The organism is Campylobacter australis, assembly GCF_050586305.1.
Taxonomy (GTDB): domain Bacteria; phylum Campylobacterota; class Campylobacteria; order Campylobacterales; family Campylobacteraceae; genus Campylobacter_A.
In genome coordinates this window covers 19,161-35,964 of the sequence record NZ_JAXUAA010000003.1, presented here as the reverse complement: position 1 = coordinate 35,964, position 16,804 = coordinate 19,161, and the positions used below count along the sequence as shown (strand labels likewise).

Genomic DNA, 16,804 nt, shown 5'->3' with positions numbered 1-16,804 from the left:
CTTGCCTCCTTGCGAATTTTGTTTATTGGTAGATTTTTGCCTCTATATTGCTTATCTGGACATAGATCTCTTTTGCTTCTATTTCGCTGGCTGTTTGAAGCTGGGTATTTATACGGTCAAGATTTTGTTTTAGCCTATCAAAAGTGCCTCTAGTGTCGTTTAGTATAGCCGCCGATGTGCTATGAGTAGGCATATTAAAGCCAAAATTTGCACCGCCTTGATAGCTATTTAACCCATCAAAATTTCCATTTGGACCTGCTAAAAATACAGCTCCCTCACCAACTTCACCAAGTCCTATGAGACGGCGCTCATTCACATCTCCCTCCCAAACTCTCAGACGGTTAAAAATTTCATCATTTTCATCAAGTTGCTGCGCTTTTTTCTCTGCCGCAAGCTCTTTTAAAGCCTCTTTTTTTAGCTCATCTTTAATCTCATTTTTTTTTGGCAACCTTCTCTTTACTAACACGCAAAATTTCCTCGCCCTTATCAAGTCGTGAGACTTGATCGCTCTCGCCATCTGCATCTACAAAAAAATTAAATTTATCTTTTGAGATTGCTGGTATTTCTCCGTTTAAACGCACTTCTATACTTTTTGGAAGCTGAGCATCACGCCCAATACCAGTGGCATCAGTAAAGCTTTTTGAAAGATTAAAACTTAGCTGCACACTAAGCTCATCTGTTTCATTTTTTAAAATACCCTGTGTTGTAAGCGTATGCACACTTTGAGTGGGTGGAGTTTGGAGTAAATTTTCATGGTTTGCGCGGGCTTCATTTATTAAAAATAACGCCTCATTATTTATATCTACATTTTGAGATAAATTTTGTGTGAAATTTTGACTCTGAGCAGCGCTAATGAGCGTATCATCTCGCAAGTCTTTCATCGAGCTTAATCCCTTGTACACAAGCTTTGCTATAGCCTGTGTATCAGCTTGAGTAAGCTTTGAGCCCTCATCTTGAGCCTCAAACATTGAGTTTGTTTTGGTTTCGTTTGTTAGAACATTTTCACTTGGATTAAGCATGAGCTGTTCGCTTGTATTTACCTCAGTATAGTCCATTTTGGCATTATTTGTGTGTAAATTTACATTTAAACTATTTATTATCATACTGCATCCTTTTATAATACTTCCGAAGCTATATCGGTAAATTTGAAAATTTTTTTAGGCTATATTAAAGATATAGTAGAATGTGCGAGGCTAACCACTTCCTCGCACTGATTGTCGGGAGAAAATGAATCCGATGTAATGCAAAGACGAAATTCATTTTGTAATGAAATTCTAACCTGATTTGACTTAAAATATAATTAATTATATAAATAAAGTAACCTAAAAAAGTTATTATTATATTTTAAATATAAAAATATAATTTAGTGAAATTTCAACATATCAAATGATTATTAAGTATCGCTTAAAGACGATTTGGATAAAATCTTAGCTTATTCTTTCGGAGTATGAAAGATAATTCAGTAAAAAGGAAAACACATGAGCGAGATTATCGCGTATAAACTAAACGGTGAGATCATCGATACTCAAAGTATCGCGGGTCGAGAAAGTATGGCAGAGCCTATATATTTTGACAACTCAAAAGAAGCACTTCATGTCATCCGTCACTCCTGTGCGCATCTTATGGCGCAGGCGATTTTGAGCCTATATCCAAAAGCAAAATTTTTTGTCGGACCAAATGTCGAAGATGGATTTTATTATGATTTTCGTGTTGATGAAGATGGTACAAAGCTTGGCGAGAGCGATCTTGAAACGATAGAAAAAAAGATGAAAGAGCTGGCTGAGCTTAAAAATGACCTTGTTAAAACCTGCTCAACAAAAGCCACTATGGTAGAGAAATTTAAAAATGACGACTTAAAACAAGAGGTGTTAAAACGCATACCAGATGGCGAAGTTTCGAGCTATAGTCAAGGGGATTTTGAAGACCTTTGTAGAGGCCCACACCTTCCAAATACAAAATTTTTACGATTTTTTAAGCTAACTCGTGTGGCTGGTGCGTATCTTGGCGGGGATGAGAGCCGTGAGATGTTAAATAGAATTTACGGCACAGCCTATGCGGACAAAGAGAGCCTAAAAGAGCATATGCGTATCATTGAAGAGGCTAAAAAGCGCGACCACCGAAAGCTTGGTGTAGAGATGAAGCTATTTAGTTTTGATGAAGAGGTCGGAGGAGGTCTTGCATTTTGGCTGCCAAATGGCGGACGACTTCGCTCAAAACTAGAACAACTTCTTTACAAGGCGCATAGAGATAGAGGCTATGAGCCAGTGCGAGGACCTGAGCTTTTAAAGGCTGATGTATGGAAAAAATCAGGACACTATGCAAACTACAAAGAAAATATGTATTTTACAACGATAGATGAGACCGAGTATGGCATCAAGCCTATGAACTGCGTAGGGCATATTAAGGTTTATCAAACAGATATTCGTAGTTATCGTGATTTGCCACTTAAATTTTTTGAGTATGGTGTTGTTCATCGTCATGAAAAAAGCGGTGCCTTACACGGGCTTTTTCGTGTAAGAGAATTTGCACAAGATGACTCACATATCTTTTGTATGCCACATCAGATCAAGGAAAATATCCTTGAAATTTTAAGCTTTGCTGGAAAGATTATGGAGAATTTTGGCTTTGAGTATGAGATGGAAATTTCAACCAAGCCAGAAAAAGCCATCGGAGATGATGAAATTTGGGAAACGGCTACAAAAGCACTCAAAGAAGCACTCGATGAAAACGGCTTTAAATACGGCATAGATGAAGGTGGTGGTGCGTTTTATGGACCAAAGATCGACATTAAGATTACGGACGCTTTAAAGCGCAAGTGGCAGTGCGGAACTATACAGGTTGATTTTAACCTGCCAGAGCGTTTTGATCTAGGTTACATCGATAGCAACAACGAACGCCAACGCCCAGTAATGCTTCACCGCGCCCTACTTGGTAGCTTTGAGCGATTTATTGGAATTTTACTAGAACACACTGCTGGCGAGCTGCCGTTTTTCATCGCTCCGACGCAAGTTGTCATCGTGCCGATCTCTGAGGCACATCTTGATTATGCCAAAAAAGTTGCTCGTGAGCTAAGAAAGATCAATGTCGATAGCGAAATTTCAAGCAAAAACGAAAGCCTAAATAAGCGAATTCGCACAGCTGAAAAGCAAAGAGTGCCTATGATAGTTGTGCTTGGCGATAGCGAAGTGGCAAACGAAAGCATCGCCCTAAGGGATCGCCACGCAAGAGAGCAGCGAGAGCTTAGCTTAATGGAGTTTGTAAAAGAGCTTGAAGCAAAAGTGGCTGAGGTTAAATTTTGATACAAATCAACCAACAAAATCCAAAATTTAAACTAGGTTTGGCTTCGTGCTGAGCCTAGTTTTACACACACAAACGCAAAAAACTTATAATAAAATAAAATTTTACACAAATAACAACAAATTTCAAACAAAATTAGGATATAATTACCAAAATTTCACTTTAAAGGAAAAGATTAATTGAGTAAAGAACAAGAGGTGTTGCTCAACGAGGACATTAGAGCGAGCGAGGTTAGGTGTGTTGGCGATGATGGCACGGCTTATGGTGTCATTTCAAGAGATGAGGCTTTAAAGATAGCTGATAAAATGGGGCTTGACTTGGTGCTTATCGCACCTGACGCAAAGCCACCAGTTTGTAAGATTATGGACTACGGCAAATTCCGCTATCAGCAAGAAAAAAAGCAAAAAGAGGCCAAGAAAAAGCAAAAAGTTATCGAAGTTAAAGAGCTTAAACTCTCCGTTAAAATCGCACAAAATGATATAAATTTTAAAGTCAAACACGCACTTGAATTTCTAAGCGAAGGTAAGCATGTTAAATTTCGTGTATTTTTAAAAGGTCGCGAGATGGCACAGCCAGAAGCTGGTGTCGTGATGTTAAATAAGGTCTGGGAGATGGTAAAAGACTATGCCGAGCGTGATAAAGAGCCTATCATAGAAGGACGATATGTCAATATGCTAGTTGTGCCTAAAAAGGTGTAAATTTAGGGGCCTTGCCCCTTTTTTCTCATCAAAATTCCCCCAAAGTAAACCTGCACGCATGAAGTTATTAATGTCAAAATTTAATTAAATATAACGCAACCCTTTAAAAGCTAAGATTTACTCACTAAAAACTACTTTAGTAAAGATTTAATATTTTTGGAACAGATATTGCTTATATAAGCTTAGAAAAATTTAAAGGATAAATATGCAAGCTTTTAGTGATGCAAAAAATGCTATCGATCTGCTAGCTACAAGCAACAACAAAAAAAGCTCACCTACCAACAAAAAAAGTGGCGGCAGTGGCGAATTTTTATCGATGGTTATGGATGCAGCAGCCAATAAGACAAACAAAGGTGCAGCACTTAGTGAAAAAGATGTTAAAGAGATTGTCAAATCCGTTGCCATGCAAACTCAGCAGCAAGAGCAAGCAACAGCTGAAGCTATGAGCAAAATCAGCGAAGAGATCACAAATAAGCTTGATGATGCTACAAAAACAGAGCTTTATGAAAATGCAAATTTTATGCAGCTTTTACAAGTCTTAGAGATACTAAATGGTAATGAAAAGATAAGCAAATTTCCAGACTTTAGCTCAAAGATAGCAAGCTTTCTTAGTGTTCCTGAAAATGTTGAAGAGCTTAGCAATGTTAAAAGTATCAACGAGCTTCTTGATCTGGCTAAGAAATTTGACCTTGGACTTGAGAATATCAAGATAACAAAAGAGGATGTAACCAAACTTGGTGAGATGTTTAAAAATCTTGGCAAAAATGACTTTTTTACACCTGCTATGCCTGCAAATACCATAAATACCGAGCTTAAAAAGCAAGTTGAGCATACGATACAAAAGAGTAAGCCAGAACAAGCACCAAAGCTAAACGAGCTTTTAACACAAGTTACTAAAGTCGCTGAGCCCACTAAAACACAAGTTCCAACATCTGAAGCTCAAACAGCCAAAATAAGCGATGAGCTAGTTAAAGAAGCCCCAAAGGTAGCCACAACTGACACACTAAACGAAGCTTTAAAGCCTACACCAAAAGAGGGCGCAAAAGAGCAAAAGGTAAATTTGCAAAGCCTACTTTTTCCTGAGCGACAAAGTGGCACAGAAGAGCAAGCCAGTGAGGGAGCCTTTGAGCAAACGAACGATAACAGTGAGTTAAATGCCATGGTGCGCGACATAGCCAAAAATGCACAGTCACAAATACAAGGCAGACTAACATCACAAACACTTAGCAACTTTAGTCAAAATTTAGCCGAGCAGATAGAAAACTACAAATCGCCTTTTACTAGGGTAAATATCACTCTTAATCCGCTAAATTTAGGCGAAGTAGAGGTATTAATGGTAAATCGCGGTAATAATCTACATGTAAATTTTAACTCAACTACCGCGACCATGAATCTTTTTTTGCAACACCAAGCAGAATTTAAAGCAAATATGGTAAATATGGGCTTTACAGAGCTACAGATGAACTTTAGTGATCAAAACCAAAAGCAACAAGAGCAGGGCAAAAGAACTTATAAAAATTTAGACAACAGCGAATTTGATGGCGAAGATGAGCAAAATGTAGCTTCGCTAGAACTCGTCATACCAAGATATATATAAAAATAAAAGGAGAAAACCATGTCAACAAGCATTTCTGATATATCAGGGCAATTTACATCTGAAAAACTAAAAGCAAAAAAGGATGCTGAAAAGCTAGCTAAAGCAGATGGCACAAATCCGTCAGCACAGCTTGATAAAGATGCATTTATGACGCTTTTACTTACGGAGTTAAAATATCAAGACCCAACAGCGCCTATGGATACTGAAAAGATGCTAACACAAACCAGTCAGCTAGCCACACTAGAAATGCAAGAAAACACAAACTCAACGATGAAAGAGCTTGTAAGTCAGCTAAAATCTAACTCAAGTATGTACGCACTAAGCTCACTTGGTAAGATGGCTACACTTGGCAGTGATTCTATTAGTGTAAAAGAGGGTGAAACAAACATAAAAGTACCTATTTATATACCAAATGATCTGAAGTCTGGCGTAGTTGAGATCATGGACAATAGCGCAAGCGGCAATGTCATAAAAAGTATAAAAGTAGAAGATCTAAGAGCTGGCACAAACACCTTTGACTGGAATCTTTCTAAAAATGATGGCACCACCGCCGCACCTGGTAGTTATAGAGCAAAAATTCGATACACAGACACTGAGGGTAGGGCTCAAAGTGCAAACTACGGTACATATCCAGTTGAGTCTGTGAAATTTGTTGATGGTAAGGCGCAAGTTAAGATAGCAGGCGAATACATCTCAACGGATGCTATAGCTGAGTATTACAATGCACCAAGTATAGAAAGCAAGGCAAGTTCTAGCACTCCAAGTCAGCCACAGCCAGCACCATCTACAACGCCTTCACCAGCAACTCTAGCTAATGATGCTGAAAATGCACTTGCCGATGCTGCTGAAGCCGCCTATAACTCGCTACTAAATAGAGGATAACAAAAGCCATGATGCGGGGATTTTATAACGGTGTTTTGGGTATAAAAACCCAAAGCGTTGGTATGGATGTTTGGTCAAATAACATATCAAACATCAACAACGCAGGCTTTCGCGCCTCAAGACCAGAATATAAAACAGTTTTTGACCAAACGGTCTATGCGGCCGGCAACAACCCAACAACAGACCAAGTAGGTCTTGGTGCAACAGTACAAACAACAGCGTTAAATATGAACACAGGTAGCTTTCAGGCTACTGAAAACAAATTTGACTTTGCCATACAAGGGGATGGCTTTTTTGGTGTTAATGATCGACACGGACACACCTATTATACAAGGGCTGGAAATTTTGATGTAGATGCAGCTGGAAATTTGGTGGATAACTATGGAAATTTTGTCCAAGGCACCATGAACACTTTATCTCCTGTAACTCCAAGTACTGTTGCTATGAAGCAATACGGCTCAACAGGCGCAACCACGCCAGCTTATACCGTAACTAATCAATCCCCACTTAAAATGGCTGGTACCGATGCGCAAACAAACATAAAACTACCAAGCTTTTTATACCAAGCAGCAAGCCCAACAACAAAAGCTATCATACAAGGAAATTTAAATTCTCAAAGAAAAAGTGAGAATTTAAGCGTTACGCTTGATCTGGCAAGCTACACAGCTACGACAGACAATACAAAAAAGACTATAAGTATAAGTGGAAATGTTAAAAATAGCCCAAATGTCCTAAATTTCAAAAAGGGTGATGCCGTAGCTGTTAAGGTAGAAGATGCAAACGGCAAATTTATAGATATTACCGCATGGCCAGATGAAAATGGCAACTGGAGCATAAACGACTACTCTTTAGACTATATGGATATGGCAAGCGTTAAGGTCGCTTCTGCAACACTGGCAACATCTCAAGAGGTTGCAAATAAACAAAAAATTTCAGCTGAGCTTGTAGGAGCAAATGGTGAACAAAATATACTAAATATAAATTTCACAAAGCAACTTCCACAAGCATCAAACGCAACATCTTGGGATGCCATAGCAACGATAACCGATCAAAGCGGTAGCGTCATAGCAACTCAAGCTGGCACGCTGGTATTTGATGAAAACTCACATCTAGTCTCCACCACGCTATCAAGTGTGGGTGGCGTAGCACTTGACTTTGGTGGAACTGGTGATGGCAGTGTTTATGATGGTCTTAGAAGCTCGGTCTCATCTGGTATGACAAATGTAAAAACAGATGGGTATTTGGAGGGAATTTTGAAAGAGTATGCGATGGATGCTAACTCAACCATCGTAGCACAAATGAGTAATGGCAACACCTTTGAGGTTGCAAAGCTTGGAATTTATCACTTCATCAACGATCAAGGTCTAGCAAAAATAGGCGACAACACATTTACAAGAACGGTAAATTCTGGCAATCCCTACTTTCACACCAATGCTGCTGGCGAGTATGTATATGGCGTAAAACTTCGCTCAAGTATGCTTGAGATGAGTAATGTCGATTTAGGTACTGCACTAACAGAAGTCATCGTAACGCAAAAAGCCTATGATGCAAGTTCAAAAAGTATCACAACAAGTGATGAGATGATCCAAACAGCTATCCAAATGAAAAAATAAGCTAGTCTAAATTCCAGCCTTTAACCAAAGGGCTGGAATTTATTTACTATCGGTCTTTATACAACCTATATACAAATTTTAAATTTACCCCTCAAACAACTACAAAATTTTACATTTTTAAAAGCAAAATTTGGAACACTTATTGCTTGTTACAAAGATAAAATAATATTTTAAAAGGATAAAACTATGATGAGATCACTTTGGTCTGGTGTTTCTGGCTTGCAAGCCCACCAGATAGCTATGGATGTCGAAGGTAATAACATTGCCAATGTCAACACGACTGGCTTTAAATACTCTCGTGCAAATTTTGCCGATATGCTAAGTCAAACTCCAAGTATTGCCACAGCTCCACAAGGTGAATTAGGCGGTCAAAATGCTACACAAATCGGTCTTGGAACTACGATAGACTCAACAACTAGAATTTTCTCACAAGGCACACTAAAAACTACTGATAACAACAAAGACCTAGCCATACAAGGCAATGGATTTTTCATAGTAAGCCCAGATGGTGGCAAAACAGATCTTTATACAAGAAATGGAGAATTTTTATTTGACAGAGCTGGCAACTATGTAAACAGCAGTGGCTACATCGTTCAAGGCTGGACAAGAGATGAAGAAACTGGTGCGATAGACTCGACTGGACCTATTGGTAATATCGTAATCAAGCAAGGACTTACAACACCAGCAAGGGCGACAACCATGGTTAATATTAAAGCCAATCTTGACTCAGGAAATTCTATTGGCTCACGCTCTACGCCTATTTATTCGCTTGACTCATACAACTTAGGTCGCGACTCTAATACTGATGGTGCAATATTTGGTACTTCAGAAATCCATAACGAAAACGACAAAAACTCAAATCAATTCTATACAAATGCCAAAAATGAACAAATTTTAACCGAACGCGGTGTCGATCTTTCAGTTATTTTTAACAAAGATGGCAACGCGGTTGCTTTGCGTGAAGGTCAAGGTCTTTGGGTAAGCTATGCAAATGCAACAACAAAACCTTACTCAGTTGGTAGTGGCAATGCTGCTGATATCGGTAAGCTTCCACGTGGTTCAGTACTTGACATCACTTTAAATGGTGTAGCTATTAAAAGCAATACTATAACCTCTATAAGTGATGTTGCAAGTCTTATTAATGCACAGTACAACACCACTGGCGTAAGAGCAGAAATTTCAGCTGGTAACCAGCTAACGCTAATAAATCGTAATAACTCAGGCACAACCGCCCAGTCAAAAAATGTTCACTTGGTTAAAAATGCAGCTGATAATACTGGACTAGGAAGTATCGATGTAGTAACTGCTTATCAATATGTCTATACTTCAACAGCGACAACACCTATCCACGACGCAAATGATCGTGTAGCAAGAAAGATAAATACCACAGAAGACTTGCGTGCAGCCATGCAAAAAGATGCAAGATTTTATGTTGATTATGATGGTGATGGCTCTCTTGAAACTAGTCAAGCTCTGGCTGCATCAAATGCTACAAATGCTTTTGCAAATGGTGGATTGGCAGCAGCAAAAGCATCTTTGACGGCTGCCGATCCAGCTCTTGAAGCAGCCTATACTAATGCTATAACCGTAGCAAATAATGCAGCAACAGCAGCTGGTATAGTACTAACAGAGGCTCAACAGCATCTAGCTGGTGTAAAAGCCTTAAATGCTATGTCGGCTGATGCAAATGATGGTGTAACTTTTACAGTCAATAAGCAAGGTCAGTTTCAGCTAGAAAATCCAGCTGATGGTGTAGCCGACCAAGCTCTTTATATAAGCATAACAGGACTTACCAGCCAAGCTACTGGAACTGAGCAAGCAGTTAATGAAAATGTCCGCCTAACTACCATAATGGCATCACTAGAAGGTTCGCTAAGTCCAAGCCGTGCGATAAGAACGAGCTCTGAGATGGTTATGTCAAGTCATGGTTCGACAATAGAAATTTTTGACTCTCTTGGCTCAAAACACACCGTAAGCGTAAAATGGGCAAAAGTAGGGACTACTTTAGATGGCGGAACTGAGTGGAATATGGTTATCCAAGTACCAGAGCCAGCAGAGATAAATTTCTCAGGTGAGGGTCCAGCAAATGTTATCACAGGCTCGCTTCGCTTTGATTCTAAAGGTGCGCTTTCTAGTTACAACCCGGCAAGCTTTACATTTACTGCCAATAACGGCTCAGCCTCAGGTCAAAGCGTAAGACTTGACTTTGGGCTTAATAGCGAAAATGGTGGATTAACAAGTTTTGACAGAGACTCATCTACCGAATATGTAACACAAGATGGCTACGAAGGTGGAATCTTACAAGATGTTAAAATAGATGAAACGGGCACTATCATAGGTGCATTTAGCAACGGTAAGAGTTTTGGTCTGGCTAAAGTCGCCCTTGCTACATTTACAAACAATGAGGGTCTTGTTGCTGAGGGTGGTAATGTATTCTCAGCCAGTGCAAATTCAGGTGAGGCAGTAGTAGGCTCTGCTGGCATGGGAAGTAAGGGCGGTGTGGCTGCTGCTAAACTTGAGCAAAGCAATGTCGACTTAAGCCGTGCACTAACCCAGCTTATCGTTATCCAGCGTGGCTATCAAGCAAACTCAAAAACCATCACCACAAGTGATGAGATGCTAAACACTCTACTTCAGCTAAAGAACTAATATTTAGCTACTTCTTTCTAGCCCGCAATATGTGGGCTAGCCCAAATTTTAAAGGTTTAAAATGAAAAATTTTCTCTTTCTTTGTTTGTTTTTAGGTTTTGCAGCCGCTAATGACTGTTCACACCCTGACATACAAAATATGCTAAATGAACCAAGTAAAAACTACCCACAGCAAGTTGATAAAGTCACTTGGATAACAAACACAAGCTATACTAATAAATAGCTAACTTATGCACACTCACTACTTACAAACGATGAGGTACCATTTCATAAATTTACAGATGAGATGATGGCAGAATTTAACGCCAAATAAAGGCAGTTAATGAGAAATTTTATCTGTACCGACCTAGAGGCAACAGAGCTTAGAACTTATGTAGATAGGATAGTTTTTAGATATATTTTAGAAGATGGCAGGTTTTTACAAAAATAGCTATAGATTTTATTAAGGGCAAAAGCGGTCTTTAGCCGCTCACTCAGTCCCAGCTAATAGCGGCACAAAAAGGCACTCATCAAAGATCTCTTCTTTGATATTACCATCTGCTAGCTTTGTAAATTTTACGATATTTTGCTGGTTTGCCTTGCCTACTGGAGCAACCAAAATTCCGCCCACCTTAAGCTGTGAAAAAAGTCTATCTGGCACACTTTCACACCCACAACTAAGGATAATACGCTCATATGGTGCATATTTAGCCCAGCCCAAATTTCCATCGTCAAATCTAACATGGACATTTTTTATACCCAAACTCTCAAAGCGTTTTTTTGCCTCCATAGCTAGCTTTTGAATGCGCTCGACACTAAAAACACGGTGCGCAAGCTTTGATAATATAGCCGCTTGATATCCACTTCCGCAACCAACTTCAAGGACATTATCAACATCTTCACATTCCAAAGCCTTTGTCATCTTTGCAACGCTTAAAGGGGAGCTTATCCACTGTCCGCCCTCAATAGGATGGGCATTTACCGAATACGCGTGCGCACTTATAGGAACAAAAATTTCACGCTTTGTTGTGGCTATAGCATTATATAAAGCCTGTGAAATTTGAACTTCATCAGCTATCTCATCAGCCAAATTTTGGCATTTTATCTGCTCTGATTGTGTCATTTATATTAATCCTAACTTTTTCTTTATATCTTTTATCTTTTCTAGCTCAAACTTTGTCTCTTTTTTAAACTCCGCATCTGGTAAAAATACCCCAGTAAACTCCAAATCAAGCGAACTTGAAGTAACAACATAGCAGTTATTTATGATAGCTAAGGCCTTGCAAAGTGCCTTAAAATCATCAGCTCTACTACCACCCCACATAGTAGGCACTAGTACTATATCACAGCCTTTTAGCCTTGCCCATAGCTCGCTAAATCTAATCTCAAAGCAAATCAAAACTCCAACTTTTAAACCCAAAAAATCAAAAATTTTTACTTCACTCTCATCTGCTGAGCTAAAAATTTCTTGCTCTTTGTTTGGTAAAAACAGCTTTGACTTTGCTTGGGTGTGATAAATTTCGTTTGAGTTTAGAAGTATAAACTCGTTAAAAAGTGCTGGCTTGCTCGCCGTAACATTTGCTATACCTTTTGCCTTATTTGTCGAAGTCAGATGCGTAAAGGCTAAAAATTTATCAGGTGTTAATGCAGTTTGTAAATCGCCAAGTAACATCGCATCAAATTTGCCAGCAAAAAATCCATCAAAATCATATCCGCTCACACAAAGCTCACTGGCTAAGATAAGCGAGTCATTTGGTGCGGCTGAAATTTTTTGCAAAAGCTCGGCTTTTCTGGTTTGCGTTGTTGTCGAACTTAGTGTTATTGGGATTAGATTCATAAAAGCTCCTTTTTAGCAAATTTCTTAAAACGCATTTTAAGATCGTTCATCCATTCGTGATAGTTTGTGATTATGTTATTTAAGTTCCAAATTCTACAAGGCGTGGCAAGTTCATTGTTTTTATCTAAAATTTCTTTTAGTTTTTCAAGTGCTTTTAGTCCGTTTTCTCGCTCCAAATCAAACCTAGCAGAAACGACGAGCCAAGCAAAACGCTCATAAAATAAAGCCTCATCAGATGCGTTTAGTTTTATAACCTCAATACCTTTCATCGTGTTTAAAGCATCATCAAATTTCCCCATCCGTTCAAGCAAGATAGCCTCTAAAAGTGCGTATTTGCAAGGATTTATGGGTGGTAGATATTTGTTTATTATCAAAGTGTCCTCAAACCACCCAGCCCTTTTTAGACACTCTAAAAGAGATTGTAATGCCAAAATATCAAGACTTTTTAGCATACTTGTTGAAAACTCGCTATTTAGATTCTCAAATTTTAGTCCATCTTTTAAGATCGGCAAGGCAAAAACCTCATTACCATCGTATTTGTAGCTGCTTAAACTATGCGTACGAAGCGCTATCAAAATTTGCCTTTTGCGTAGGCGTTTTGTGTTGAGTTTTTAAAGCTATACTCGCCCTGTTTTATCTCAAATGGCAGATCGCAAAGCACATTTTTAATGTATTGTATTTTAAAATTTTCATCAAAGCTTTGTATAGCTGTTTTTAGTATATCTAGGTATTTTTGCGGGATTACGCCTGAGATTTCACGCGGATTAAGCGTGCCAAAAGCAAAAATTTCATCGTTTTGATTTAGGTTTAGATTTGTATCAAGTGGAGTGAAATTATTTGCAGAAATTTTTAAAATATCATATCCGCTTTCTCGTTTTTTTAAATTTTCAAACTCACTTTCATTTACGCAAAATATCGTACCCAATGCACTTTTATCTTGGTCTGGGCTTAGGGTCAAAAACATTCCATTTAAACTTTGCTTACCAAAACTTAACCAAGCAGTATAACCCCAAGAAACAGCGTATCCTTTAAGTTTGACTGGCACAAGCTCGCTTTTGTCGATATTTCTAGCAAGTGCGCATGAAAGGCTTTTAAGATTTAAAAGCGAGCCGTAAGTGAAAATTTTAAAAGTCATCAAAACTTATGCTACCCTTTGAGTAGTTCGTAACTTTTGCTTCAAAAAAGTTGCTCTTTTGGTCGTTAAATTTAGCGAAATCATCAACCCATTTGATAGGATGAGCAACATTGTAAAGGCGTTTTAGACCGATGGCAACAAGGCGTTGGTCGATTAGATACTGGATGTATTGCTCGATTATATCATCAGTAAAGCCCATGATTTGGTTTTGTGTGATGTATTTACCCCATTTGATTTCAAGCTCTCCAGCCTTTTTAAACATATCATAAATTTTAGCCTCCATCTCAGGCGTAAATAAATCAGGTCGCTCGGTACGAACAGAGTTTATCATGTTTTGAAATAGCAATAAATGCGTTATCTCATCGCGCTGGATAAATCGTATCATCTGAGCTGAGCCAAGCATCTTCCCAGCCCTTGCAAGCGAGTAAATCGCCGTAAATCCGCTATAAAAATAAACGCCTTCTAAAATTTGATTTGCAATCATAGCAAGAAGCAACTTCTCATCTGTTACCTCGCCAGCAAGCTCGGCATAGACGCTTGAAATGTAGTCGTTTTTCTCGCGTAAAACATCATCGTGCTTTTCCATCTCATAGATAAGATCAGTATTATCACAGATCGCCTCAACCATTACCGCATAAGACTTTGAGTGATTTGCCTCCTCATAAGCTTGGCGGCTTAGCACGGCATTTATCTCAGGAGCGGTAATATAAGGGTTTATATTATCTGCTAGGTTGTTTGTCTGAAAGCTATCCATAGAGATAAGCTGACTCCAAACTAGATCATACATGCGTTTTTCAGCCTGTGTTAGCTCGTGTGCGTAACAGCGAACATCATCGGTGGTATCGACCTCTTTTGGAAACCAAGTGTTTGCCTCCATCAGATCCCAAAGCTTTAAAGCCCATTGATACTTTGCCTTTGTGAAATTTAAAATTCCGTGTGGATTGCCGTTAAACACGCGTCTTTCGGTGAGCGTTTCGTTTGAGCTTGGGTTGTAAATTCTTTTTCTATCCATCTTTTTTGCCTTAAAATAAATTTTAGCGATTTTAGCAAAAATATGGTTAAATTTTTATGACACGGCTTAAGGTTTTAATCCTTTGTTCAAAAAAAGCAAAATATAACCTGAAAGTATATATTTTTTAAAATTTAAGTTTTTGTGTTTAGTTTAGGGATTTAAAACAATGTTCTCTCTTTTGCTTTTAGCTTAAAGCTCTTGCGAGTAAGCTCATTTTGCCCTAGAAGCTCAAGCGCTTTCATATGCAAACTTGTCCCATAACCCTTATGTTTAGCATATCCGTAGCCTGGAAATTTCCTATCAAAAAGACGCATTAGTCTATCACGACTAACCTTAGCTAAAATACTAGCCGCACTTACCTCAACAACCTTTCCATCGGCTTTTATCATCGTTTGTACGCCTGTGCCATAGTTTGCATTTCCATCATAAAGCAAGCTAAAGTCGGGAAATTCATACTTAAAACAGATAAGTGCTCTGCGTAAGCACTCGCTAAGCCCAAGCTCATCAACAAGCGAATTGGAAAAATAAACGATAAGAAATTTTGAGTTTTTTACTATCTTTTCAAAAAGTTTTTCACGAACTTTCTCGGTAAGTTTTTTTGAGTCGTTTAAGCCTAAAATTTCATCATCTAAAACACATGCAGCCACGACTAAAGGTCCAGCTAAGGCTCCTCGCCCAGCCTCATCTATACCACAAATTTTCATCTTTTACCTTAACATTTTAGCAAAATTATATCAAAAATTTTCTATAAAAAACAGCAGTTTTAAACTCTTTAAAAGAAATTTTAGGTATAATCCCCATCTTACGCAAGTCGTAAAAATACTAAAAAGGATTAGCATGCCAAAGATGAAAACCGTTCGCGGTGCTGCTAAGCGTTTTAAAGTAGGCAAAAACAAGATAAAGCGTGGTTCAGCTTTTAGAAGCCACATCTTGACTAAAAAGTCTGCTGGACGCAAAAGAGACCTTCGCCAACCACAATATGTGGATAGCACAAATGTCTCAGCAGTAAAGAAAATGTTAGGCGTATAAGCCAAGCATAAAACTAAGTTTTTGACAAAAAGTCATTCAAAACTCCCCTATACCAGGGAAAGATCCGACATCGGACGCCAATTTATAAAGGATAAACATGGCAAGAGTAAAAACAGGCGTAGTTAGAAGAAGACGCCATAAAAAGGTTCTAAAGCTTGCACGCGGCTTTTTTAGCAGCAGACGCAAACACTTTAGAAAAGCTAAAGAGCAACTTGAAAGAAGTTTAGTCTATGCATACCGCGATAGACGCCAGAAAAAACGCGACTTCCGCCGCCTATGGATCGTTCGTATAAACGCTGCTTGCAGACTAAATGACATTAGCTATTCACGCTTTATAAACGGTCTAAACAAGGCTGGCATAGAGCTTGATAGAAAAATTTTAGCTGACCTAGCTATGAATGACGCGAACGCATTTGCAGCACTTGCTAAGAGCGCAAAAGACGCTTTGAAATAAATATTAGTCCCAAACTTTGGGGCTTTTTATTCATAAATTTTCTTTTATCTTTATCAAAAATTCTCTTGTTTGTTGTTTTAAATTTTCTAAATCACCTCTATTATCAATAACAAAGTCTGCCATTTGTTTTTTTATCTCTATGTCTATTTGTAGCTGAATGCGAGATCTTGCTGTCTCATAGTCAAGCTCATTTCGCTTCATAACTCGCTCTATAAGTAAATTTTCAGGAGCATAAACAACGATGACTTTATCAAAATTTTTCTCGCTAAGCCCCTCAAAAAATAGCGGAATATCGACAAAAAACGGCTTTTTTTGCTGTTCTAAAATTTCACTTTGCATAGTGATTTTGGCAGAAATTTTTGGATGTAAAATTTTTTCAAGCTCTTTTAGTTTTGCCTTGTCATTAAAGACAATGGCTCCAAGTTTTTTTCGTGATATTTTGCCATTTTGTAAAATGTGAGAGCCAAATTTTTCAATGACTTCATTTTGCGAATTTTCAAGCATTTCATGCGAGATCAAATCAGAATCTATAATAGAAAATCCAGCATTTTTAAGCAAATTCACAAATGTGCTTTTTCCACTACCAATACTACCTGTAACTACAAAACCATTTTTAAACATA

18 protein-coding genes are annotated in these 16,804 nt (G+C 38.4%); 9 read left to right on the top strand and 9 right to left on the bottom strand.

The features are described from left to right. Positions 1–22 precede the first annotated feature (22 nt). Both U5B17_RS05190 and U5B17_RS05185 read right to left on the bottom strand, forming a co-directional pair. Positions 23–448, bottom strand: coding sequence for a hypothetical protein (locus U5B17_RS05190; protein ID WP_430804312.1), 426 nt, complete (start codon positions 446–448; stop codon positions 23–25). Further along, positions 432–1,103 (bottom strand): hypothetical protein, encoded by a 672-nt coding sequence (locus tag U5B17_RS05185; protein WP_430804311.1) that lies wholly within the window; start codon positions 1,101–1,103, stop codon positions 432–434. The genes U5B17_RS05190 and U5B17_RS05185 overlap by 17 nt, the downstream gene beginning before the upstream one ends. A 375-nt stretch (positions 1,104–1,478) precedes the next feature. On the opposite strand from U5B17_RS05185, the gene thrS reads away from it, so the two are divergent. The 7 genes from thrS (at position 1,479) to U5B17_RS05150 (ending at position 10,959) form a co-directional block, all read left to right on the top strand. Then, positions 1,479–3,299 (top strand): threonine--tRNA ligase, encoded by a 1,821-nt coding sequence (gene thrS, locus U5B17_RS05180; protein ID WP_430804310.1) that lies wholly within the window; start codon positions 1,479–1,481, stop codon positions 3,297–3,299. 177 nt (positions 3,300–3,476) lie between these two features. Then, the gene (gene infC, locus U5B17_RS05175; protein WP_430804309.1) at positions 3,477–3,995 is read left to right on the top strand and encodes a translation initiation factor IF-3; all 519 of its coding nucleotides are present in this window, start codon (positions 3,477–3,479) and stop codon (positions 3,993–3,995) included. A gap of 205 nt (positions 3,996–4,200) precedes the next feature. Beyond that, positions 4,201–5,592 (top strand): flagellar hook-length control protein FliK, encoded by a 1,392-nt coding sequence (locus tag U5B17_RS05170; protein WP_430804308.1) that lies wholly within the window; start codon positions 4,201–4,203, stop codon positions 5,590–5,592. Positions 5,593–5,610: 18 nt separating this feature from the next. After that, a complete protein-coding gene (locus U5B17_RS05165) occupies positions 5,611–6,474 on the top strand; it encodes a flagellar basal body rod modification protein (protein WP_430804307.1) in 864 nt (287 codons plus the stop codon). A gap of 8 nt (positions 6,475–6,482) precedes the next feature. Further along, a complete protein-coding gene (locus tag U5B17_RS05160) occupies positions 6,483–8,087 on the top strand; it encodes a flagellar hook-basal body complex protein (protein WP_430804306.1) in 1,605 nt (534 codons plus the stop codon). A gap of 186 nt (positions 8,088–8,273) precedes the next feature. Further along, positions 8,274–10,736, top strand: a complete 2,463-nt coding sequence (gene flgE / locus U5B17_RS05155; RefSeq protein WP_430804305.1) for a flagellar hook protein FlgE — start codon at positions 8,274–8,276, stop codon at positions 10,734–10,736. Between the two features lie 61 nt (positions 10,737–10,797). Continuing rightward, the gene (locus U5B17_RS05150; protein ID WP_430804304.1) at positions 10,798–10,959 is read left to right on the top strand and encodes a hypothetical protein; all 162 of its coding nucleotides are present in this window, start codon (positions 10,798–10,800) and stop codon (positions 10,957–10,959) included. A 246-nt stretch (positions 10,960–11,205) separates the two neighbouring features. On the opposite strand, the gene U5B17_RS05145 is transcribed toward U5B17_RS05150, so the two are convergent. From U5B17_RS05145 to rnhB, 6 genes are all read right to left on the bottom strand, one after another. Next, the gene (locus U5B17_RS05145; RefSeq protein WP_430804303.1) at positions 11,206–11,838 is read right to left on the bottom strand and encodes a protein-L-isoaspartate(D-aspartate) O-methyltransferase; all 633 of its coding nucleotides are present in this window, start codon (positions 11,836–11,838) and stop codon (positions 11,206–11,208) included. Further along, positions 11,839–12,552 (bottom strand): carbon-nitrogen hydrolase family protein, encoded by a 714-nt coding sequence (locus U5B17_RS05140; protein ID WP_430804302.1) that lies wholly within the window; start codon positions 12,550–12,552, stop codon positions 11,839–11,841. It lies immediately after the preceding gene. Beyond that, positions 12,549–13,127: a hypothetical protein gene (locus U5B17_RS05135; protein ID WP_430804301.1), complete on the bottom strand. Its 579-nt coding sequence runs from the start codon at positions 13,125–13,127 to the stop codon at positions 12,549–12,551. The genes U5B17_RS05140 and U5B17_RS05135 overlap by 4 nt, the downstream gene beginning before the upstream one ends. Then, the gene (locus U5B17_RS05130; RefSeq protein WP_430804300.1) at positions 13,124–13,690 is read right to left on the bottom strand and encodes a gamma-glutamylcyclotransferase family protein; all 567 of its coding nucleotides are present in this window, start codon (positions 13,688–13,690) and stop codon (positions 13,124–13,126) included. Before U5B17_RS05130 ends, U5B17_RS05135 begins: the two co-directional genes overlap by 4 nt. Then, positions 13,677–14,699 carry a ribonucleotide-diphosphate reductase subunit beta gene (locus U5B17_RS05125; protein ID WP_430804299.1) on the bottom strand — a complete coding sequence of 341 codons (1,023 nt, stop codon included), beginning with the start codon at positions 14,697–14,699 and terminating at the stop codon, positions 13,677–13,679. Before U5B17_RS05125 ends, U5B17_RS05130 begins: the two co-directional genes overlap by 14 nt. Positions 14,700–14,857: 158 nt before the next feature. Continuing rightward, positions 14,858–15,403, bottom strand: a complete 546-nt coding sequence (gene rnhB, locus U5B17_RS05120) for a ribonuclease HII (RefSeq protein ID WP_430804298.1) — start codon at positions 15,401–15,403, stop codon at positions 14,858–14,860. Positions 15,404–15,536: 133 nt separating this feature from the next. Between rnhB and rpmI the strand changes: the two genes are divergently transcribed. Together rpmI and rplT are read left to right on the top strand one after the other, a co-directional pair. Further along, on the top strand, positions 15,537–15,728 hold the full coding sequence (gene rpmI, locus U5B17_RS05115) for a 50S ribosomal protein L35 (RefSeq protein WP_230056921.1): 192 nt from the start codon (positions 15,537–15,539) through the stop codon (positions 15,726–15,728). Positions 15,729–15,825: 97 nt separating this feature from the next. Continuing rightward, complete coding sequence (gene rplT / locus U5B17_RS05110; protein WP_430804297.1) at positions 15,826–16,182, top strand: 50S ribosomal protein L20; 357 nt, start codon at positions 15,826–15,828, stop codon at positions 16,180–16,182. Between the two features lie 30 nt (positions 16,183–16,212). On the opposite strand, the gene coaE is transcribed toward rplT, so the two are convergent. After that, positions 16,213–16,803 carry a dephospho-CoA kinase gene (coaE, locus tag U5B17_RS05105; protein ID WP_430804296.1) on the bottom strand — a complete coding sequence of 197 codons (591 nt, stop codon included), beginning with the start codon at positions 16,801–16,803 and terminating at the stop codon, positions 16,213–16,215. Position 16,804 lies beyond the last annotated feature (1 nt).